Source organism: Paenibacillus pabuli, from assembly GCF_039831995.1.
Taxonomy (GTDB): Bacteria; Bacillota; Bacilli; order Paenibacillales; family Paenibacillaceae; genus Paenibacillus; species Paenibacillus pabuli_C.
Genome location: NZ_JBDOIO010000003.1, coordinates 2,051,847 through 2,071,370 on the forward strand (window position 1 = coordinate 2,051,847; position 19,524 = coordinate 2,071,370).

19 protein-coding genes and 1 tRNA gene are annotated in these 19,524 nt (G+C 46.9%); 7 read left to right on the plus strand and 13 right to left on the minus strand.

What is annotated here, in order from left to right; genetic code table 11:
- Positions 1 to 92: 92 nt before the first annotated feature.
- Positions 93 to 177: transfer RNA gene (locus ABGV42_RS11170), tRNA-Leu, on the minus strand.
- Between the two features lie 217 nt (positions 178 to 394).
- Here ABGV42_RS11170 and ABGV42_RS11175 point away from each other — a divergent pair.
- The 3 genes from ABGV42_RS11175 to ABGV42_RS11185 all read left to right on the plus strand — a co-directional run bounded on the left by ABGV42_RS11175 (position 395) and on the right by ABGV42_RS11185 (position 3,220).
- On the plus strand, positions 395 to 1,633 hold the full coding sequence (locus ABGV42_RS11175; protein WP_347381717.1) for an adenosylhomocysteinase: 1,239 nt from the start codon (positions 395 to 397) through the stop codon (positions 1,631 to 1,633).
- A complete protein-coding gene (locus tag ABGV42_RS11180) occupies positions 1,630 to 2,622 on the plus strand; it encodes a Gfo/Idh/MocA family protein (RefSeq protein WP_347381718.1) in 993 nt (330 codons plus the stop codon). Before ABGV42_RS11175 ends, ABGV42_RS11180 begins: the two co-directional genes overlap by 4 nt.
- Before the next feature lie 235 nt (positions 2,623 to 2,857).
- Positions 2,858 to 3,220, plus strand: a complete 363-nt coding sequence (locus ABGV42_RS11185) for a winged helix-turn-helix transcriptional regulator (protein ID WP_347381719.1) — start codon at positions 2,858 to 2,860, stop codon at positions 3,218 to 3,220.
- An 80-nt stretch (positions 3,221 to 3,300) separates the two neighbouring features.
- Here ABGV42_RS11185 and ABGV42_RS11190 read toward each other — a convergent pair whose 3' ends face one another.
- The 5 genes from ABGV42_RS11190 to ABGV42_RS11210 all read right to left on the minus strand — a co-directional run bounded on the left by ABGV42_RS11190 (position 3,301) and on the right by ABGV42_RS11210 (position 8,053).
- Positions 3,301 to 4,917 (minus strand): sensor domain-containing diguanylate cyclase, encoded by a 1,617-nt coding sequence (locus tag ABGV42_RS11190; protein WP_347381720.1) that lies wholly within the window; start codon positions 4,915 to 4,917, stop codon positions 3,301 to 3,303.
- Positions 4,918 to 5,085: 168 nt separating this feature from the next.
- A complete protein-coding gene (locus ABGV42_RS11195; protein ID WP_347381721.1) occupies positions 5,086 to 5,829 on the minus strand; it encodes a spermidine synthase in 744 nt (247 codons plus the stop codon).
- Positions 5,830 to 6,055: 226 nt separating this feature from the next.
- Complete coding sequence (locus tag ABGV42_RS11200; protein ID WP_347381722.1) at positions 6,056 to 6,958, minus strand: LysR family transcriptional regulator; 903 nt, start codon at positions 6,956 to 6,958, stop codon at positions 6,056 to 6,058.
- Between the two features lie 56 nt (positions 6,959 to 7,014).
- The gene (locus ABGV42_RS11205; RefSeq protein ID WP_347381723.1) at positions 7,015 to 7,752 is read right to left on the minus strand and encodes an SDR family oxidoreductase; all 738 of its coding nucleotides are present in this window, start codon (positions 7,750 to 7,752) and stop codon (positions 7,015 to 7,017) included.
- Positions 7,753 to 7,771: 19 nt separating this feature from the next.
- A complete protein-coding gene (locus tag ABGV42_RS11210) occupies positions 7,772 to 8,053 on the minus strand; it encodes an Atu4866 domain-containing protein (RefSeq protein WP_347381724.1) in 282 nt (93 codons plus the stop codon).
- Positions 8,054 to 8,214: 161 nt separating this feature from the next.
- Between ABGV42_RS11210 and ABGV42_RS11215 the strand changes: the two genes are divergently transcribed.
- Complete coding sequence (locus ABGV42_RS11215) at positions 8,215 to 9,147, plus strand: AraC family transcriptional regulator (RefSeq protein ID WP_347381725.1); 933 nt, start codon at positions 8,215 to 8,217, stop codon at positions 9,145 to 9,147.
- Positions 9,148 to 9,208: 61 nt separating this feature from the next.
- On the opposite strand, the gene ABGV42_RS11220 is transcribed toward ABGV42_RS11215, so the two are convergent.
- Entirely contained in the window at positions 9,209 to 9,643 is a 435-nt protein-coding gene (locus tag ABGV42_RS11220; RefSeq protein ID WP_347381726.1) for a MerR family transcriptional regulator, read from the minus strand.
- Between the two features lie 206 nt (positions 9,644 to 9,849).
- Between ABGV42_RS11220 and ABGV42_RS11225 the strand changes: the two genes are divergently transcribed.
- Positions 9,850 to 10,722: an SDR family NAD(P)-dependent oxidoreductase gene (locus tag ABGV42_RS11225; RefSeq protein WP_347381727.1), complete on the plus strand. Its 873-nt coding sequence runs from the start codon at positions 9,850 to 9,852 to the stop codon at positions 10,720 to 10,722.
- 72 nt (positions 10,723 to 10,794) lie between these two features.
- Here the strand turns inward: ABGV42_RS11225 and ABGV42_RS11230 are convergent, their stop codons facing one another.
- Both ABGV42_RS11230 and ABGV42_RS11235 read right to left on the minus strand, forming a co-directional pair.
- Positions 10,795 to 11,337: a MarR family transcriptional regulator gene (locus ABGV42_RS11230; protein ID WP_347381728.1), complete on the minus strand. Its 543-nt coding sequence runs from the start codon at positions 11,335 to 11,337 to the stop codon at positions 10,795 to 10,797.
- A 151-nt stretch (positions 11,338 to 11,488) separates the two neighbouring features.
- Positions 11,489 to 12,049 (minus strand): nitroreductase family protein, encoded by a 561-nt coding sequence (locus ABGV42_RS11235; protein ID WP_347381729.1) that lies wholly within the window; start codon positions 12,047 to 12,049, stop codon positions 11,489 to 11,491.
- 296 nt (positions 12,050 to 12,345) lie between these two features.
- On the opposite strand from ABGV42_RS11235, the gene ABGV42_RS11240 reads away from it, so the two are divergent.
- The gene (locus tag ABGV42_RS11240) at positions 12,346 to 13,509 is read left to right on the plus strand and encodes an oxalate decarboxylase family bicupin (RefSeq protein WP_347381730.1); all 1,164 of its coding nucleotides are present in this window, start codon (positions 12,346 to 12,348) and stop codon (positions 13,507 to 13,509) included.
- A 78-nt stretch (positions 13,510 to 13,587) separates the two neighbouring features.
- Entirely contained in the window at positions 13,588 to 14,727 is a 1,140-nt protein-coding gene (locus ABGV42_RS11245; RefSeq protein ID WP_347381731.1) for a zinc-dependent alcohol dehydrogenase, read from the plus strand.
- 117 nt (positions 14,728 to 14,844) lie between these two features.
- On the opposite strand, the gene ABGV42_RS11250 is transcribed toward ABGV42_RS11245, so the two are convergent.
- The 4 genes from ABGV42_RS11250 to ABGV42_RS11265 form a co-directional block, all read right to left on the minus strand.
- On the minus strand, positions 14,845 to 15,630 hold the full coding sequence (locus tag ABGV42_RS11250) for a class I SAM-dependent methyltransferase (protein WP_347381732.1): 786 nt from the start codon (positions 15,628 to 15,630) through the stop codon (positions 14,845 to 14,847).
- Positions 15,631 to 15,794: 164 nt separating this feature from the next.
- The gene (locus tag ABGV42_RS11255) at positions 15,795 to 17,762 is read right to left on the minus strand and encodes a PTS fructose transporter subunit IIABC (protein ID WP_347381733.1); all 1,968 of its coding nucleotides are present in this window, start codon (positions 17,760 to 17,762) and stop codon (positions 15,795 to 15,797) included.
- Between the two features lie 84 nt (positions 17,763 to 17,846).
- On the minus strand, positions 17,847 to 18,758 hold the full coding sequence (pfkB, locus tag ABGV42_RS11260) for a 1-phosphofructokinase (RefSeq protein ID WP_347381734.1): 912 nt from the start codon (positions 18,756 to 18,758) through the stop codon (positions 17,847 to 17,849).
- 2 nt (positions 18,759 to 18,760) lie between these two features.
- A complete protein-coding gene (locus tag ABGV42_RS11265) occupies positions 18,761 to 19,507 on the minus strand; it encodes a DeoR/GlpR family DNA-binding transcription regulator (RefSeq protein WP_347381735.1) in 747 nt (248 codons plus the stop codon).
- Positions 19,508 to 19,524 lie beyond the last annotated feature (17 nt).

The window sequence follows — 19,524 nt, forward strand, 5'->3', positions numbered from 1 at the left end:
AAAGCTTTCTTCGTGGCTTTTAAATCCGTAAATAAAATAAGAAAAAGGTTCGAAGATTGCCAAAAGCAATCTTCGAACCTTTTTCTCTTCGATGCGGTCGAGAGGACTCGAACCTCCACGGGGGGTTAGCCCACACGGACCTGAACCGTGCGCGTCTGCCAATTCCGCCACGACCGCATAATATGTATCTTCTCATCCTTGATGAAAAGCATCCGGTTAAGCAATTTCTCGTTTCACCGTAATTTAGAGTATACAGGCTCTGGAAGAAGAATGCAATACTTTTTTATGATCTATATTTATAGGACATATGTCCTTTTAAAGAAATTAAAAACCTCCTATCGTTAGCTCTAAGCAGCTGTCCTCAAGGACAGACCATCTATAGATAGAGAGGAACATGAGCAAGCCTATGAACGTGACACCTGAAATTATTGAAGAAGGCAAACGACATATTCATTGGACAGAAATGCATATGCCCCTTCTCGCTGAACTAAAATCCCGATTGTCCAAAGAACACCCCTTCGCTGGCCTTACCATTGGAATCTGTATTCATGTAGAGCCCAAGACTGCCGTTCTATGCCGAACCCTACAGGCTGGCGGAGCCCATGTTGTATTAACAGGAAGCCCAGGTACAACCAAGGACGCAGTTGCTGCTGCACTTATGTCAGAAGGCATTACCGTGTATGGACAACGTTCAGATGGACGCAGTCAGCATATGCACAATATTCATCGCGTGCTTGAACATCAGCCGCATCTTCTTATGGATAATGGAGCCGATCTGGCTCGTACTCTCATTCAGCACTTTGACTATAGCACGCTCATTGGCGGAACAGAAGAAACAACAACTGGAGCCAATCTGCTGCGTGAGGAAACAAGGGCGGAAATCACTTTCCCGATTATTGTCATTAATGATAGTCCCCTCAAGCGCATCATGGAAAATGAACATGGCGTGGGTCAGACCATTATTGAAGGATTCATGCGCACCACGAATCTGATTCTACCTACAAGACGCTTCGTCATCGTAGGATATGGTTCGTGCGGACGCGGGATTGCTAGATATCTGCGCAACCTAGGCAGCCAGGTCATCGTGGTTGAAAAAGATCCTATTGCGGGGCTCGAAGCTGCCCTGGATGGATTTCGCGTAGCGAAGCTTGAAGAAACGTTCGCTTTTGCCCAGGTTTACATTACGGTTACAGGTCGCCCCAATGCCATCACAGTAAAACATTTCAGTCAGATGAACGATGGTACGATTCTTGCTAACGCTGGACATTTCTCCTGGGAAATGGACCTAGCCGGTCTTCGGCAGGAATCTGCACATACCGAACGTCTTACATCAGATATTGAACAGTTCACCCTAACGAACGGCCGACGGCTCATGCTTCTTACCCAAGGTGAGATGCTTAATCTCGCAGGCGGAAGTGGAAATCCTGCCGAGACGATGGATCTGGGCTTGTCCCTTCAGGCCGCTTCCCTGCTCTATCTTGTCCAGCAGCGTCAGCATTTGGTGAATGGACCACAACCTGTTCCTCACCTCGTCAATTCGGAGATTGCAAGCCAGATGCTGTACCATTTGAGCGAGAAGCCTGTGTCATTAACGGAAATGGCTCTATCAACAATGAAGGAGAAACGGTTATGACTCAAACGAAGCTTTGTTTCATCGGTGCCGGATTTCACGCAACGACCAATATCTACCCTTCCGCTATTGAAGCAGGGGCTACCATTCAGGCCATCTCCACTCGCAGTATTGAACGTTCTCAAGCCGCCTTGCTGCGGTACGGCAGCATGGGTTCAGCATATGATAATGTAACTCTAATGCTGCAAAACGAAGACTGCAACAATGTTGTTGTGGTAGCTCAACCACAGGATCAAACATCTCTTGCTCTGGAATGCATCAAGGCGGGCAAGAATGTCTATGTTGACAAACCCCTTGGCTGGACTGCCAGAGAAGCTGCAGAAATCGCAGATGCAGCCGAAAAGGCTGGGGTTGTACTGATGGTGGGTTTCATGAAGCGCTATGCTCCTATATATATAAAATTGAAAGAACTGATTGATGGCGGTTCAATGGGCAGAACGCGTTCATTTCAGATGAGATTTGCGGTTGACAGTACACCCTTTTGCAAGAATGAAGAACAGTTCATGAAACTCGCAGCCATCCACATGGTAGATCTGATGCGCTTCCTCTTCGGCGAAGTACAACAAGTGACGGGTACCACAGTCAAGGATGGAGAACATATCAATCAGAGCATCTCCCTGAAATTTGATAACGGAGTTGTAGGCAGTGCCTACTTTGCAGGCATGAGTGCATGGTCACGTGAAAGCGAAAGTGTACTGGTTACATTCGATCACGGTTTTGCCTCAGCAGATGAAATGAATACACTTACCGTCCACCACTCTCGCACCTCGGACAGCCTTCCCTGGAAGTCACTTGAAGAGCAGGATACGGTCTTTACTCCTTCAGGCTCTCCCATGTCTGGCGCATATCGTGATCTCTACCTTCGTGGATTTGTAGGCGAGATGGCGCATTTCATGTCATGCTGCCACAATAATACGCTTCCGCATTCAAGCGGGAAGGATAATATCGGAACGATGGCCCTGTGTGATACCATCTTGTCTTCACTGGTCTGAAGTATAGACGTTACTGCACACCCCGAATTTGATATCAACTTGTTTTAACATCAACCCGTTGTTTCGCATGACGAACCGATTTTTTTGCTATATTTTTCACATCTGAACTGATCCGGTATCCAGGGTTTATAATCCTCATCAGACATGTTATGCTTTGAAGAGATTATATACACATTATGGGTACGTAGTGCTTAAATTGATACTATATACAAGCAGCTGACGGAGGTACAGATATATGAAAAAAATATCAACCGAGACATGTCCCAAACCCTATGGCTGCGCAGTAGAAGTTACACTTAGCGTCATTGGCGGCAAATGGAAAGGGGCTATTCTGTATCACTTGTTCTCGGGTTCCTTGCGATTCAATGAACTCCGAAAGTTATTTCCGGACATTACGCAGCGAATGCTCACCTTGCAATTGAGAGAATTGGAGAGTAGCGGGATCGTGCATCGGGAAATCTACCCTCAAGTTCCACCCAAAGTGGAATACTCACTTACGCCGTTCGGGGAAACGCTCCGTCCAATCATCTACAGCATGCGGGACTGGGGAGAGACCTATACGAATGAAGTCGTCCAGGCCAAGTCACAGGAAAGTTAACGAACGAAAAAAAAGCTGATCCTTTTCACAAGGGATCAGCTTTTTTGTGTAATTCGTAGATGGTAATACCCATTTGTCTGTTACTTCTCAACGGTCTGAATGGTAACAGTTCGATTACGCCCTTCTTCCTTCGCCTGGTACAGGGCATTGTCCGCCAGATGAAACAGCTCTGTTGCTGAGGATGAATGCAGCGGATATTCGGCAATGCCTGCCGAAATCGTTACCGAACGATCCACCGGCATGACACTTTCCTCAACCGAAACGCGAATATACTCGGCGATCTGATAGGCGGTGTCAGACTCGGTGTGCCGAAGCAGGACCACAAATTCTTCCCCACCAAAGCGGGAACTTACATCCAGCGGACGAACGGCTAACTTGATCAAACCCGCAATATGTTTAAGAACCTCGTCTCCAGCGTGATGTCCGTAAGTATCGTTAATGGATTTGAACCGATCAATATCAATGACAATAATCGAAAATGTCACCTGTTCATCAATCCATTGCTGAATGACTTCTTCAAATGTCCTGCGATTCGTCATACCTGTTAACACATCGGTTCTGGCGTCATAGGTGAGCTGATCCGTTTGTTTGCGAAAATTCGCCAATGCACTGAGTACCGTGCGGGTCAGCAAATCCGCTTCCCGGTTCCAATGCGGCTTCATCGTGGGCAGGTCCACTTTACCCTGATCCACCTGATTAACGAGATCGGCCAGATATACAAAAGGACTCGCCAGCTTCCGTGCCACTCGAATGACAATCAGGGTCAGAATGAGAAATGGAACCGAAGTGTACAACAATAACATGCGAATGTGCTCATTTAACTGATCGTACACGGTCTGGGTCGGAGATACGACCACCACACCCCAATCAGTAGCAGGCACCTTCTGATACCCGGCAAGGGAATCTACGCCAGCCAGATTTTTATACTGCTCCTTACCGGTTTGATCATTAAGCAATTTCTGCACGATTTCGTTTTTACTGATATTCTCGCCAATTCGTTTGGTATCTGGATGAAATAAAAGTGTACCCTTGGCATCAACAATAAAAAAATATGAGCCATTACTCGTCTTCAATTGACTTCCAAATGATAGGTTCAAGATATTATTTTCCTGCAGAAAAATATTCCCACCGATCGTGCCCTTAAACACTCCAGCAGCATCAAAGATGGGTTCACTTACAAACACAATTCTGCGCTTCGAAAGAGGCGATTGATAGGCTTCCGAAATATAGGAGGCTCTCGATTCAAAAGCTATTTTTGCTGCATTAGAGCTTATCTGCATTCCAATGTTTTTATTAGAATAAGGTGATGTGCTGCGAATGACTCCTTTGTCGTCCACCAAAGTTATTGAATTAAAAAAATTACTGCTGCTGCGAATCAATTCCAGCGTCGAATCCAATTTTTCCGTATCCGAATAGTCCATCTGCGGAAAATAATCTGCAGCATATTTCAAGCTGTTCTGCATGGACTGAAATAGCGAATCCAATGTCTGACTCATTTGTGCTGCGCTTGAATAATTAAGAGACAAGGTATTATCAATGAGAGACTGCTTCTGGGATGTATAAGATGAAATAAACATAATGGTCAGTGTCATCAGTACTGAAATGGTGACAAGTCCACTGAGCAATGCGGTGAGGCTGATTTTTTTATGTTTTCTTGCTTTCCCCCGCCATCTGGATGCTTTGTTCTGTGCGATCATTATTGCTTCCCCCGGATTTTCATGAAAAGGCATATTCCTTCTATTCTATACGAAAGTTGTTATGAATGTATTAATTTTGTATTAATATTTTACAGTTTCTTCAATTAAAATTGACAACTCCATGACAAACTTGAAAATAAGGCGCTGTCTTAGTGTTCTTCTCCAGAATCAAAGCTCGTCCTCGATGATATATCCTTCCCCGGGCACCTGTTCAACGAAACCAGCCATAAAGCGCGATTGGAACTCAATAGGAGCATGGCTCCCCACCAGAATTCGATTCTGGATCTCTTCCTGCGTTTCTGTGGGGAGAGCGAATGAACGCGTGTAAGCAAACTGATCCGCCATCGTTGCATATACCGCGTTTACAAGCCTGTCATTACCCGCACGCCCGAATACATTCATCAGTATGCTTCCACCGGATCGCAGCTTGCTTTGAGCCATCGTGAAGAAGGATTTGGAGGTAAACTGCTTGGGCGTTCCTGTTGCGGTAAAGGCATCGACAATAATATAATCATATGTTCCAGGTGGTTCCTGCTGCAGCAGCTTCCGGCCATCTCCTATCATAACTTCACAGCCCTCATATCCAAATAGAGTCTTACTTATTTCAACCACTTCCTCGTCCAGCTCAGCGATCTTAACCTGGCGGTTTGACAGATAAGTCGAGAGAGTACCAATTCCGTGCCCAACTACAAAAACCGTTTCATAATCAGGCGTATTCCGCTCCATTAGATGAACCATCGCCCTAGGGTACTCAAGCAGCATTCGTGAAGGCTGATCGAGATCCATGGCCCCCTGAACCGCCTCGTTTGAAAACTCCAAAACACGGAAACGTCCCTTCTCTCCATAAAGCCTGGTTGTATCATATACGGTTAACGCATGCTGCTCACTCATGTTACGATATAAAACCCTCACGGACCGTTCTCCTCTCATTCCATCCACTACATGCAAATAAACTATTTTTCATTATAACAACTCTCAATAGCCGGACTCCATAAAAATGACAAAAAACCGTTCCCGGTTACCCGGAAACGGTTTAAATTGCTGGAGGCGTTCCCACAAATTTTAATAAGCCTAATTTCGAATTCGGAGTTGGAATTGGCCCGCACATTTTTGTAAAAACGCCAACTTGTCCGTACAATCAGGACTCTATAGCCTCATGCAAGGCTTTGACATATTCTACACCCAGATTGGAGAGAGAGGTGCTTTTGTGGCTGATCCAGCCCACATTGATCGATTCCTCGCACTCCAGTGGAACAGGGATAATCTCATTTCCGTTCAAATCAGCGCTGAGTACACCTGTTGAAATCGTGTAACCATTCAGACCAATCAGCAGATTAAACAACGTTGCCCGGTCATTGACCTGGATGCTCTTGGGATGGGATAACGTACTCAGAATCTCTTCGGAAAAATGAAAAGAGTTGTACTCCCCCTGATCAAATGACAGGTAAGGGTAATCCTTAAGCTGCTCAATCGCCACGGATGCTTGCTTCGCCAGCGGGTTCTTCACGCTGATGAATATATGCGGTTTGGCTGTAAAGAGGCTTGTGAACACCAGGCCGGCATCTTTTAACAATTTGTTAATTACCTTAGAATTGAACTCGTTCAAATACAGGATCCCAATTTCACTTCGCAGGCTCTTGACATCCTGGATAATTTCATATGTCTTCGTTTCCCGCAGTGCCAGCTCATATTCATCTTGACCATACTGCTGAACCAGACGTACAAAGGCATTAACGGCAAACGCATAGTGCTGGGTTGATACCGAGAAATGCTGCGGGGAGGGCTTGGCATTCAAATAACGATTCTCCAGCAATTCAGCCTGTTCCACGACCTGCCGGGCATAACTCAGAAATTCCACGCCTTCCTTGGACAGTGAAATTCCCTTGTTCGTACGTTCAAAAATGGTAATGCGCATCTCCTGTTCCAGATCGCGAATGGCGTTTGACAGGCTGGGCTGGGAAATAAACAGCCGCTTGGCCGCTTCATTCATGGAGCCGCGCGTGGCAACTTCAATCACATATTTTAATTGCTGCAGAGTCAACGTGTTATCCTCTTTTCGTATAATTGGTTCTATTATATACCAAAAGAGTCTCTGCCTTAAGCCAGACTTGCTGTTGGTCTGACGACAATTTCATTGACATCCACCTCAGCCGGCTGGCTAATAGCATACAAGATGCTCTGGGCAATGGCCGATGCTGGGATGGTTACACGCCGATAATCCTTCATGAGCTCACGCGATCCCGCATCCGAGATCGTCTCAGCAAGCTCCGATTCGGTTACCCCCGGGGAAATGAGCGTAACCCGGATATCTCCGCCCACTTCCTGACGTAAACCCTCCGTGATCGCACGGACCGCGTATTTGGTTGCACAGTATACAGATGCCGTCGGTGTTACGGCATAGGCACCAATGGAAGCGATGTTGATGAATTGGCCACCACCCTGTTTTCTCATCACTGGCAAGCCGGCCGCAATCCCGTGCAGAACTCCCCGAATATTGACATCAATCATTCGATTCCATTCATCCACTTTTAGTGCTTCAAGAGGAGACAAAGGCATCAAGCCCGCATTGTTGATGACCACATCCAGACGACCGTAGCGAGTAATCGCCAGATCTACAATGCTCTGCATTTCTTCCAACCGGGTTACATCAAGTGCCTGAAACTCCACAGTACCTCCCTCTGAACGAATCGAGGAAGCAAGTGCCTGCAAACGTTCCACGCGCCTTGCCCCAATGACCACATGTGCCCCTTGCTGTGCCAGTAAACGAGCCGTTGCCTCTCCAATTCCGCTGCTTGCCCCTGTAATAACAACCACTTTTCCTTTTACATTAAACATGTGAAATCCTCTCCTTTAGTTATGAGTTATCTTTCATTTCTCTGTACAAAACCATCCCCGCATGATACAAAATGCCGTCTACGAAGTCTCCATCGGCTGTAAAACCGGTATCGTCGACATATTCAATATGGTCTCCTTCGACCACATAACGCCCTTGATAGGCACTTTGCCTTTGACCTCTGGCTTCATCATATCGACCGTTTGAGAGCAGCTCATGCCGAATATACCCATCCTTCGTCACCCACATGCCCACATAGGGATGTTGATGCCCCTGTCTACTTTCTGATGAATTATGTTCCATCTTCCTGCCTCCTTTCTGTTCTTCAAAACTTCAATCGCTTATCCTTATTATGGAGGAGATCACATCCTACCTGATAGAAGAATCCAGCAGCAATCTTGCCTAATCCTCCAGGACATTCTAGAATAACAGAAGAAGATTCACGAAAGGAGGATGTACACTCCATGCTTCCATCATTAGAGACGGATAGCAATGTCACACGGCAGCAGCAGGAAATGGCTCATCTTATCGAGCGTTTTACTCCAAATGACGGAATTCATACGACAGCAATTCCATCGCTTTCTTTGATCCGTGCCTCGGAGATTTCAGAGCCCATATACTCCGTTCACCAACCTGCTCTCTGCATTGTTGCTCAAGGGTCCAAATTAGTCATACTCGGCCGGGAAAGCTACACCTACGACCTGACACAATATTTGGTAGCCTCTGTAAACTTGCCTATTTCAGGACAGGTTGTTCAGGCTTCTGTAGAGAAGCCTTATCTATGTATGCGACTTGATTTTGACTCTGGACAGATTTTCGATCTAATACAGGATGCCGCTTCTTTACAATCCAAACCTGACAATGCAACGCAACGAGGATTATTTGTTAGCTCCACCAAGCTTCCGCTACTCGAAGCAGCGGTTCGATTGATCCGACTGCTCGACACACCTGATGACATTCCTGTTCTTGCTCCCCTATTCATTCGTGAGATGCTATATCGGATTATTCAGGATGAACACGGACATTCCATTAAACAGTTTGCGGTTCAAAACAGTCATGCCCAGCACATTGCCAAGGTGATAGAAATCATCCAATCCGAATATGACAAACCCCTGCGGGTTGAGCAACTTGCGGACATGATCAATATGAGTTCTTCCTCCCTTCATCATCATTTCAAAGCCATCACCACCATGAGCCCTATACAATTCCAGAAACAGATCCGGTTGCAAGAAGCCAGACGCATGCTGATTGCGGGGATGACTGATGCAGCCAATGCTGCATTTCAGGTTGGATATGAGAGCCCTTCCCAATTCAGCAGGGAATATGCCCGAATGTATGGCCTGCCCCCAAAAAGCGATATCAAACGCCTTCGTCATGCCCTGCATATTGAATGTTAAAAGTAATTAAAAAACCCACGTCTGCAAGACGTGGGTTTTCCGGTTCAATGGAACATGGCGATCAGAGGAACATGTTCTTTTTCTCAAATACAGACATCTGGTTCTCCCCGGTTAGAGTACACTCGTCCGGATACATGCTCCGCTTGTCCAGCTTCTCATCGATAAAATCGACTACCTGCTGCAGCGAGGCAATCTGAGCTTCTACTTTCATTCGATGGCTCACCAGCATTTCACGCTCTTCCGGGAATTCATCAAGATCCGAATCCATGGACATGTGCAAGTATGGCTTCATCTCCTCGAGAGACATGCCTGTCTTTTTCAAACAGGTAATGAGCTTCATGATTCGAATATCCTCCTGACGGTATACCCGGTGCCTGTTCGCCTTCCGATGCGCCCGTGGCAGAAGCTCAATCTTCTCATAATATCGAATGGTATCTTCCGATAACCCCGCCTTCTCTGCTGTTTCCTTGATGGAATACAGTACCTCATCACTCACCCGCATCAGCCTCCTTCATCCTCACACCTCCATCTTACAACTTGGAGTCAGCTCCAAGTCAAGGCAGATAAACCCTACAACAAAACATCATTATCTTGCCGAAAAATGATTCGCTCCAGGTGCTTGACTTGGAGTCGACTCCAAATTATAGAATGAGCGCAGCATCAAGATTTTGTTCTGTAATTCCCAACATACTGGAGGTAACTATGCATACACAAAACAAGCTTCACACCGCTCTGATTACAGGCTCAACCTCGGGTATCGGTCTTGAACTGACCCGCAGGTTACTGGCCGAAGGATGGCTGGTTATTGGCCTCAATCGCTCACCTTTTCCGGCAGAGCAAGGCGATATCCAAAATGCATTACATGTAGGCCAGCTTCGTTGGGTTCAGGCTAACCTGACCAACTATGAAAGCCTAAGAATTGCGCTCGATCAGATTAAATCCGAGACCGATTCGATTGACGCCTTGTTTAATAATGCAGGAGGCAGTGCTTCCGAGCTTCGTTACTCTGACCAGGGACATGAAATGCATTTTGAACTGCAAACCGTGGTACCTTACATCATTTACAAGGAATTATACGAGCTGTTGCTCAGGGGACAACTGAAAACAGTCATTAATACTTCAACCAGTGCGTTCAACATGCTAAAACGATTTGATCTGAATATCCTGGAACGTCCGACCGAATTCAAGAAGCTGTTTGGTCCATATGCCACTTCGAAGCTCGGTCTTTCCTTATGGACACGCGAGGTTGCCGATGCTGCTAAACTGGATGGAATTCAGCTTCTAAGCATTGATCCCGGAGGCAACAATACATTAAGAGGCAACAAAAAATCCGGTTTGCCCTTTTACATCAAACCGATCATGAAATGGTTCTTTCCACATCCAAGTCATGGCGCTTCACTGCTCTACAATGGAGGATTTTCATCAACTGGACACGAGTCAGGTACCTTTCTGGTTAAAAACAAAGCGAAATCACTTCGTTTCAAAGAACACGGCGCTGCAGTTTTAGACAGAGTCCACGAGATCTATGAGCAAGAATTTCTATATTCAATACCTGTAGGAAGTGGAAATCAATAAAGCGATTAATACCTCGAAATATGTTACTGCGGAAGGCAACATTCTCCCCGTGTCGTCACGGGGTTCTCCCCATCAAATTTTGTTCTCTGTCGGATCACTCTCTTCCTCCAGGTCCTCAATTAAACTTCGAGTATCCAACTGCTCATAGAAACGTGTCAAATCCAGCACAAATCTCTTTAAAAATTCAAGCTCCATTTTGTTATATTCCCCCAGAAAACGGAGGAATTGATTTTCAATCTTCTCGTGCAGATCGGCATGGACATGAAACAGCTTTTTGCCTGGTGATGTTAACCGGAAATAAATTTCCTTTTTGTTGTCATTTAACTGTGTTTTACGAATCCATCCTTGCTTCAGCAGTTTATGGGCCACTTTGGAGGTGTTGCCCTTGCTCAGCTCCATTCGTTCAGCTATGGAGGTCAGATTAATGGGTTCGTGTTCCCCAATACACGCAATCACATGCACATCCGTCATGTTCATAGCTGCGTCTGATGACAGAGTCTTGCGAATAATATTCATGAAAAATAGATTTTCCTGGTCATCCTTTTGTTCTTTTTGATGCAAGAGCTTAATAAACAATCCATAAATGTAACGCAGATCCGTCTGTTCCTGATCCATAGTTTCCCCAACCTTTTCTTGTCTCGGTCTATTATGCAAGCTAGGCTTGAATAACATATATTATACACCGAAATTTGTTTCTATGGAAACAATATAATTAGAATTAATACGATATACGATATACGATATATATCAAACTCCTGTTCCGGGACTACAGCAGGGTAAGCTTGTGTTCAGCGGAAGTGCGCGACTTGGGTTTTGGTGTTTTGTCGAAGTACCCCATATGCAAAACACCAACTATTCGCTCATCTGTCTTCACGCTCAAACCCTCGCAAAAAATGGGGGAATGAATGTATTCCATCGTGGACCAAATCATACCTAGGCCCTGTTCCCAGGCAAGGAGTTGAAAATTCTGAATAACACAGCTTACAGCCGCATAGTCTTCTTCCTGCTTATGGTGATCCTTTTCATTCTTCATGACCACAATAAGGTGCGCAGGCATGCGGCTGAACTTATTTTTCAGCGCCTGCTGCAGTTTGCCGGGCATCAGCTTCATCAATTTCATGTTTTGCACCGATTCCAGCATCAGACTGGCCACATGTTCTTTTGCTTCTGCACGCTCTGCGAGAATGAAACGCCATGGTTCTCGCATGCCATGATTAGGTGCCCAGACCGCATCATTAAGCAATTCAATAATTAAGTCCGTGGACACCGGTTGTGAATTAAAGCTGCGGATACTTCGTCGAGAACGAATCGTATCGGCTATTGTCATATGAACTTCCCCATTTCCGAGTAAGTATGTATCCCAGCTTGCAGATAATTTGTTTCACACGAAACAATATTAGGGTACTATGAAATGCTATGCACGTCAATCCTTAAGTTCCAAACCACAAACGAGCAAATGCCAGAAACGTCTTCATCCCCGTCCATGTCTGGAGTGTCTGTGGCACAGAGAAGCCATTGATCCCGCCTTTACCCTGTCTTTCATAATATCCAGGCCCTGATTCATAGATGTATGAATGACGACCAGATCTGCACTGGCATGATCTGAACTGGAGGGATAAACGAATGACCAAAGGATCACAACATAACGGTAAACCCGTCATTGTTCCACAACCGATCAGGCAAGATGGGGCCGGCGGACCCGATCTGGGCCCACGTGATGTCATGAGAGACCGTGAAAATCCGGATATGCTGGTTCCTCCCGCAACGGATGCGGGGCTGCTGCCCAATCTGAAAATGTCCTTTTCCGATACACATATGCAGTTAAACCATGGCGGCTGGTCACGCGAGATTACAGTACGCGATCTGCCCATTGCCACAACGCTGGCTGGTGTCAACATGAGTTTGACTCCAGGCGGCGTACGCGAACTCCACTGGCATCAGCAATCCGAATGGGCTTATATGATCTGGGGAACGGCAAGAATCACATCCGTGGATCAGGAGGGTCGCAATTTTATTGCTGATGTCGGACCTGGAGATCTGTGGTTCTTTCCGAGAGGTCTGCCCCATTCCATTCAAGGACTGGAAGAGGGCTGTGAATTTTTGCTTGTTTTTGATGACGGATCCTTCTCCGATCTCAACACTCTTTCCATCTCCGATTGGTTTGCACACACCCCCGCAGAGGTTTTGTCTGTCAATTTTGGGGTGTCAGAGTCTGCGTTCCAATCCCGGCCGGCGGATCAGGTTTATATTTTCCAAGATCAGGTTCCAGGTTCACTCACAAGTCAGGAAGTTTCGTCTCCTTACGGTGCGGTCCCTCTTTCGTTTAAACATCGTCTGTTGGCTCAGGAACCTATCATTACACCGGGAGGAAGCGTGCGCATCGTCGATTCCACCAACTTTCCCATCTCCACAACCGTTGCCGCTGCGCTTGTTGAGATTAAACCTGGTGGCATGCGTGAATTACACTGGCATCCGAATGCGGATGAATGGCAGTATTACCTCACCGGACAAGGAAGAATGACAGTGTTCGGAGGCAATGGTACGGCACGCACATTCAATTACCGAGCCGGAGATGTAGGGTATGTTCCTGCAGCCATGGGACACTATGTTCAAAATACGGGCAGCGATACCTTATGGTTTTTGGAGATCTTCCGAAGTGACCGTTTCGAAGATATCTCATTGAACCAATGGATGGCACTTACACCTCGTGAGCTAGTCCGTGATAATTTGAATGCTCCAACAGAGCTGCTTGACGCACTTCGCAAGGTGAAGTGGCCTGTCGTTTAATTTCGTACGTACCTCTATCAAATGGCTCCTAACGGGGTAATTCTCAGAGAACTACTATATGACAGGAGGAATATGAAGATGAGAGCCGTTACTTTTCAAGGGACCAAGGATATTCAGGTGAAGCAGGTTGAAGATCCGCGACTGCAACAAAAGGATGACATTATCGTTCGTATTACTTCTACAGCCATATGTGGATCAGATCTTCATATTTATCAGGGAGCATTACCCGCGGAGAAGGATTATGTCATCGGTCACGAACCGATGGGGATCGTGGAAGAAGTCGGTCCTGAAGTAACACGCGTAAAAAAGGGGGACCGTGTGGTCCTGCCTTTTAACATTTCTTGTGGCGAATGCTTCTACTGCAATCACGACATGGAAAGCCAATGTGACAATTCCAACGGTAACCCGGATATCCACACCGGTGGTTATTTCGGGTTTACGGAACGGTACGGCAATCACCCTGGTGGTCAGGCAGAATTCTTACGTGTACCTTACGGTAATTTCATGCCGTTTGTTATTCCGGAATCCTGTGAACTGGAAGACGAAGCCTTGCTGTTTCTATCCGATGTTCTTCCTACCGCGTACTGGAGTGTCGAAAATGCCGGCGTTAAACCTGGAGATACGGTAACCGTACTGGGCAGTGGGCCCATTGGCCTGATGACACAGAAGTTCGCCTGGATGAAAGGCGCGAAGCGGGTTATCGCTGTCGACCGCCTTCCGTATCGTCTCGACAAAGCCAAACGCATGAATGATGTGGAAACCTTTAATTTTGAGAATTTTGATGATATGGGGGCACATATCCGCGAGATCACGGGCGGAGGTACCGACGTAGTAATTGACTGTGTCGGCATGGACGGCAAAAAATCCACTTTGGAGGAAATCGGACAGAAGCTGAAGCTCCACGGCGGCGCCCTGAGCGCCATTGAAATTGGCATGAAAGCCGTGCGCAAATTTGGGACACTCCAGCTTACAGGTGTGTACGGCTCGTCCTACAACATGTTCCCGCTGGGCAGTATGTTTGAACGAAACGTCAATCTTAAAATGGGACAGGCTCCTGTCATCCACTATATGCCGGAATTGTTCCGCAAGATTACAGCAGGTGAATTCGACCCGACCGAGATTGTCTCCCATCGCATTGCGCTGGAAAATGCCAGTGAGGCGTATCGGATCTTCAACGATCATGAGGACGAATGTACCAAAGTTGTGCTGAAGCCTTAATGCATAAGAATGAGCGTAAGCAAAAAGGCAGGTGCCCTTGTACAGGTCATCTGCCCTTTGTGTTGTTATGCAACTGCCAGAATGGATGAAGAGCGGTACCCTCATACATCCTTTGAGCTATCTTTCTTTTGAGGCCTGAATGAGTACACTCTCTCCCCCGAAGCTTACCAGCTTATCTGGCAATACCTCTTCGAACCTAAAAAACTTTTTAATGACCGAAGGTGCGCAGAGCATGCTAGTTTCAAGTTCTCGTCCATCCGCTTCCGGTAGGCCGGCACGCTTGCACCAATCTTCAAAGAGAAAGGTTTTCTCGAAGGAAACCATCGTTTCCACTCGATATTCCGCCACTTCCATCATTCGAATCCACTCGGACTTGCGCCATGCACGAACATGACTGGGATCACGGCGTTTCTCTACTTCATTGTAGAATTGATCATATTCATCGCGCTCTGGTGCCACGTTGTCTATCAGCAACAGTCTTCCGCCTGGCTTGGTTACCCGGAACGCCTCAGATAGAAAAGACGGAACATCGGGAAAATGGTGTGCGGCGATCCGGCAGGTGACGATATCAAAGACATCATCATCGAAGGGTAAATGCTCCGCATCTCCCGGCACATAATTCACGTTCTGATGACCACTCTCTCGAATAAAGCGTTCAGCCACCTGAAGCATCTCCTCTGTTAAATCCAAAGCCGTTACCTGCTTAACCAGAGGGGCCAGTGCACACGCCACATGTCCTCCTCCCGTTGCTATATCAAGTACATGCATATCAGGACTTGCCCCAGATGAAGCCACCAGTACATCCAGGTCCTTGCCTTTTGCATGTAGGGGACTGGTTACATACTTCTCGGCATTTTTGCCGAATTGTTGTTGCACTTGTCCCTTCTTTGTATCATGAGTCATCCTACTTCCTCCTTGCCTAATGTTCCGATAGATGAAACATCGTTTCAAAAGTTAAATTATTGTAACTATTTTAACACAGATTGAGGCTAAGCGAAAATAAAAAAGCATCTCCTGAATGAAGCCACTCAGGAAATGCCTTGTTACCGTTACATCAAAACCAATGATTATTTTACAACCGTCGGTGACTTCTTCCACAATCCCAAGATCAGTCCCGAGATTACCGCACCAATGGCAACAGCGAGCAGGAACAGCATAGCGTGGTTAGCCAGTGCCGCTACGAAGATTCCGCCATGCGGTGCTGGTACGTTAATGCTCCAGAGTTGTGTCAGTCCGCCTGCAACAGCCGAACCAATGATACAGGATGTCAGTACACGCAGCGGATCTGCCGCAGCGAATGGAATGGCGCCTTCAGTAATGAAGGATAATCCGAGTACATAGTTAGTCAAGCCGGATTTGCGTTCTTGTTCCGTAAATTTGGACTTGAAGAACGTGGAAGCCAGGGCAATGGCCAGAGGTGGAACCATACCGCCTGCCATAACGGCAGCCATCCAGGCACCGTCCGTGTTGCCGCTTGATGTGAATACACCAATCGCAAATGTATAGGCTGCTTTGTTGAACGGTCCACCCATATCAATGGACATCATGCCACCAAGCAGCAAACCAAGCAATACGGCATTTCCTGTTCCCAGATTGCCAAGTGCATCTACAAGCCAAGTGTTAAGCGAGCCAAAGATCGGATCGAAAACATAGTAACTGATTGCACCAACAATGAGTAATCCAAACACAGGATACAGCAGAATGGGTTTCAAACCGTCAATGGCTTTCGGCAAGCCTTTGAACAGCTTACGCAAACCGATAACCACATAACCAGCGAGGAAACCGGCAGCAAGTCCGCCAAGGAAACCAGCATTGGAGTTCACGGCCATCAATCCACCAACCATACCCGGCATCAAGGCTGGGCGGTCACCGATACTCATTGCAATAAATCCGGCCAGTACCGGAATCAGGAAGTGGAACGCACCCGTTCCGCCGCCAATCGTCTGCAGCAGCTGGAAGAGGGGATTATCCTCGCCTGCAAGCTGTTCGATCAGGAACGAGATCGCAAGGAGGATTCCGCCACCCACGACAAACGGAAGCATGTGTGAAATCCCGTTCATCAGATCCTTATAGATCTTGCTGCCCACGCTCATTTTGCTCGCACTCGCTCCATCTTCCTTCCCATTGCTTCCGCCTTGGCTGCGATAAATCGGAGCGTCTCCATTCACCGCTTTGCGAATTAGCTCTTCGGACTTGCGAATTCCGTCGCTTACCGGTCTTTGCAATACAGGCTTGCCGTCAAATCTTGCCATCTCCACATTTTTGTCAGCTGCAACGATAACCCCTTTGGCACGGGCAATCTCGTCAGCGGTCAAAACGTTCTGGGCTCCCTCGGAACCATTGGTTTCTACACGAATATTAATGCCCATTTCCTGAGCTTTCTTTTTGAGTGCATCCTCAGCCATAAAGGTATGTGCAATCCCGGTTGGACACGCTGTAACAGCGACGACGAAATCCTCGGAATGTTCATTTCCAACAATGACGCCAGGAGTTTGCGGCTGTGCAGAACTCGGATCGCTTGCGGTTTTTGCTGCCTTTTCAGCTTTGGCTTTCTCCTTGGCAGCTTCTTTTTCCGCTGCTTCCTCCTGCTTCGCATCAAATAATGCACTCACTTCTGCAGGTGTATCCGTACTCATCAGTTGAGCAATGAAATCGCTATCAATCAGCAACCTGGAAAGAGCAGCGAGTGTGCGCAGATGGGTATTACCTGCACCTTCAGGCGCAGCAATCATGAAAAAGATGTGAGCCGGCTCATCATCAAGCGCTGCAAAATCAAGCCCTTTTCTGCTTTTTGCAAATACCACCGTTGGTTCATTCACTGCAGATGTCTTGGCATGGGGCATGGCAATACCGCCACCAATTCCCGTGCTGGACTCTGCTTCCCTCTTGTAGATCATTTCCTTGAACAGAACCGGATCATTAATGCGTCCACTTTTGTTCAGACTTGCAATGAGTTCATCAATCGCTTCATCTTTGGTTGTGGCTTGCAGGTCCATGATCATCGTTTCCTGGATCATCAGGTCTGTTATTCTCATCTGTTACACTCCCCTTGATTTCAGTCGGCCTGCGCTCGTCAGGCCGAATTATAAATTACAATTGGCTTGCTCTGAAATGCCAACCTACAATTTGGTAATGGTGACCTCGCTTCGAAGTTCTTCAATGAATTCGCGTGTAGCGAGATCATCGGAGAAGGCAGTTGCACTTCCCGAAGCGACACCTGTACGAAATGCTTCAAGGATGTCTCCATTCAGTACATAGGTGCCTACGAATCCTCCGATCATGGAATCTCCAGCCCCAACCGAATTTTTCACATTTCCTTTTGGCACACTCGCGTGGTAAACATCCGATCCGGTAATCAACAGGGCTCCATCTCCGGCCATGGAGATTAAGACATGCTTGGCCCCTGCTTCCAGAAGTTTGCGACCATATAACACCAGTTCTTCCCGAGTTTCAATCTTTACCCCGAAAAGCTCAGCCAGCTCGTGATGATTCGGCTTCACCAGCAATGGCTTATGCACGAGTGCTTCCATTAACGCCGGTCCAGTGGTATCAATCACGAATTCTGCACCCGTCTGCTTGCAGACCTGAATGAGACGATCGTAAAAATCAGTTCCTAGGGATGGCGGAATGCTCCCCGATAGAATGACGATATCTCCCGTTTGCAGCGAGGATAGTTTTTGCAGCAGTTGTTCTGCCTCTTCTGCACGAATGGCTGGGCCCAGACCGTTAATTTCCGTCTCATCTCCATGCTTCAACTTGATATTAATCCGCGTGTCATCCGCAATAGTAACGAAATCGGTCTGTATCTGATCCGCCTGCAATTTGTCATTAATAAACCGACCTGTGAATCCACCAAGGAATCCAATAGCCGTGTTACCTGCTCCCAGTTGATTCAGCACACGTGATACATTGATGCCTTTACCACCTGGAAGCTTCAAATCCCGGTTCATGCGATTCAAACCGCCGAGCTTCAGGTCATCGACTTCCACGATGTAATCAATGGAAGGATTAAGTGTTATCGTATATATCATGGTTATCCCTCAATTATTTTAGTTTTCTGCTCAATTACGGCCCGCCAGTGCTCTGGCATCTGCTCGGTAATCAGATCTGCCTCCTCCAGCTCAAACAACTTGGCAAACGTAATTTCACCGATCTTGCTGGAATCTGCCAGCACATATGATTTCCCGGACAATTGATGAGCACGTCTCTTAATCAAGGCTTCCTCCGGATCAGGAGTCGTATACCCCATCTCGGCATCCACACCGTTGGTTCCAAGGAAACATTTATCAAAACGAAAATTGTCCATATTTTGTAAGGCAATACTTCCGATGACGGCTTTGGTATGAATTTTCATCATGCCACCAAGCAGATAGCTCCGAATCCGCTTGCTAACCAGCGCTTCCACATGAGATAAACCGTTGGTCACAACCGTTACGTCCTTCGCTTCAATATAGGGAATCATGGCCAATGTCGTCGTACCTGCATCCAGATAGATACAATCGCCATTTTCGATCTCCTGTGCAGCCAAACGAGCAATCGTCACTTTTTGTTGAATGTTTTTGGATGTTTTCTCTTCCATGCCTGGTTCCAGCGTCTTCTCGTTCATCAGTGCTGCCCCGCCATGGATGCGTTTCAGCATCTGACGGCTCTCCAAATCAATTAAATCACGTCTTATCGTGGATTCAGAAGCACCAAGCACGTCAACAAGCTCCTGTAGTTTAACAATCCCTTGTTGATGTAAGCGCTCTATAATTGCAGCATATCGTTCTTCCGTCAGCATCTTCATTCCTCCAACTG

Bases quoted from the DNA above. Each gene is read 5' to 3' on its own strand.
- ABGV42_RS11265 (WP_347381735.1), bottom strand. From the start codon at position 19,507: ATGCTGACGGAAGAACGATATGCTGCAATTATAGAGCGCTTACATCAA.
- pfkB (WP_347381734.1), bottom strand. From the start codon at position 18,758: ATGATATATACGATAACACTTAATCCTTCCATTGATTACATCGTGGAA.
- ABGV42_RS11235 (WP_347381729.1), bottom strand. From the start codon at position 12,049: ATGACAATAGCCGATACGATTCGTTCTCGACGAAGTATCCGCAGCTTT.
- ABGV42_RS11215 (WP_347381725.1), top strand. From the start codon at position 8,215: ATGCTTCCATCATTAGAGACGGATAGCAATGTCACACGGCAGCAGCAG.
- ABGV42_RS11245 (WP_347381731.1), top strand. From the start codon at position 13,588: ATGAGAGCCGTTACTTTTCAAGGGACCAAGGATATTCAGGTGAAGCAG.
- ABGV42_RS11180 (WP_347381718.1), top strand. From the start codon at position 1,630: ATGACTCAAACGAAGCTTTGTTTCATCGGTGCCGGATTTCACGCAACG.
- ABGV42_RS11230 (WP_347381728.1), bottom strand. From the start codon at position 11,337: ATGGATCAGGAACAGACGGATCTGCGTTACATTTATGGATTGTTTATT.
- ABGV42_RS11225 (WP_347381727.1), top strand. From the start codon at position 9,850: ATGCATACACAAAACAAGCTTCACACCGCTCTGATTACAGGCTCAACC.
- ABGV42_RS11255 (WP_347381733.1), bottom strand. From the start codon at position 17,762: ATGAGAATAACAGACCTGATGATCCAGGAAACGATGATCATGGACCTG.
- ABGV42_RS11240 (WP_347381730.1), top strand. From the start codon at position 12,346: ATGACCAAAGGATCACAACATAACGGTAAACCCGTCATTGTTCCACAA.
- ABGV42_RS11185 (WP_347381719.1), top strand. From the start codon at position 2,858: ATGAAAAAAATATCAACCGAGACATGTCCCAAACCCTATGGCTGCGCA.
- ABGV42_RS11250 (WP_347381732.1), bottom strand. From the start codon at position 15,630: ATGACTCATGATACAAAGAAGGGACAAGTGCAACAACAATTCGGCAAA.
- ABGV42_RS11210 (WP_347381724.1), bottom strand. From the start codon at position 8,053: ATGGAACATAATTCATCAGAAAGTAGACAGGGGCATCAACATCCCTAT.
- ABGV42_RS11205 (WP_347381723.1), bottom strand. From the start codon at position 7,752: ATGTTTAATGTAAAAGGAAAAGTGGTTGTTATTACAGGGGCAAGCAGC.
- ABGV42_RS11190 (WP_347381720.1), bottom strand. From the start codon at position 4,917: ATGATCGCACAGAACAAAGCATCCAGATGGCGGGGGAAAGCAAGAAAA.
- ABGV42_RS11175 (WP_347381717.1), top strand. From the start codon at position 395: ATGAGCAAGCCTATGAACGTGACACCTGAAATTATTGAAGAAGGCAAA.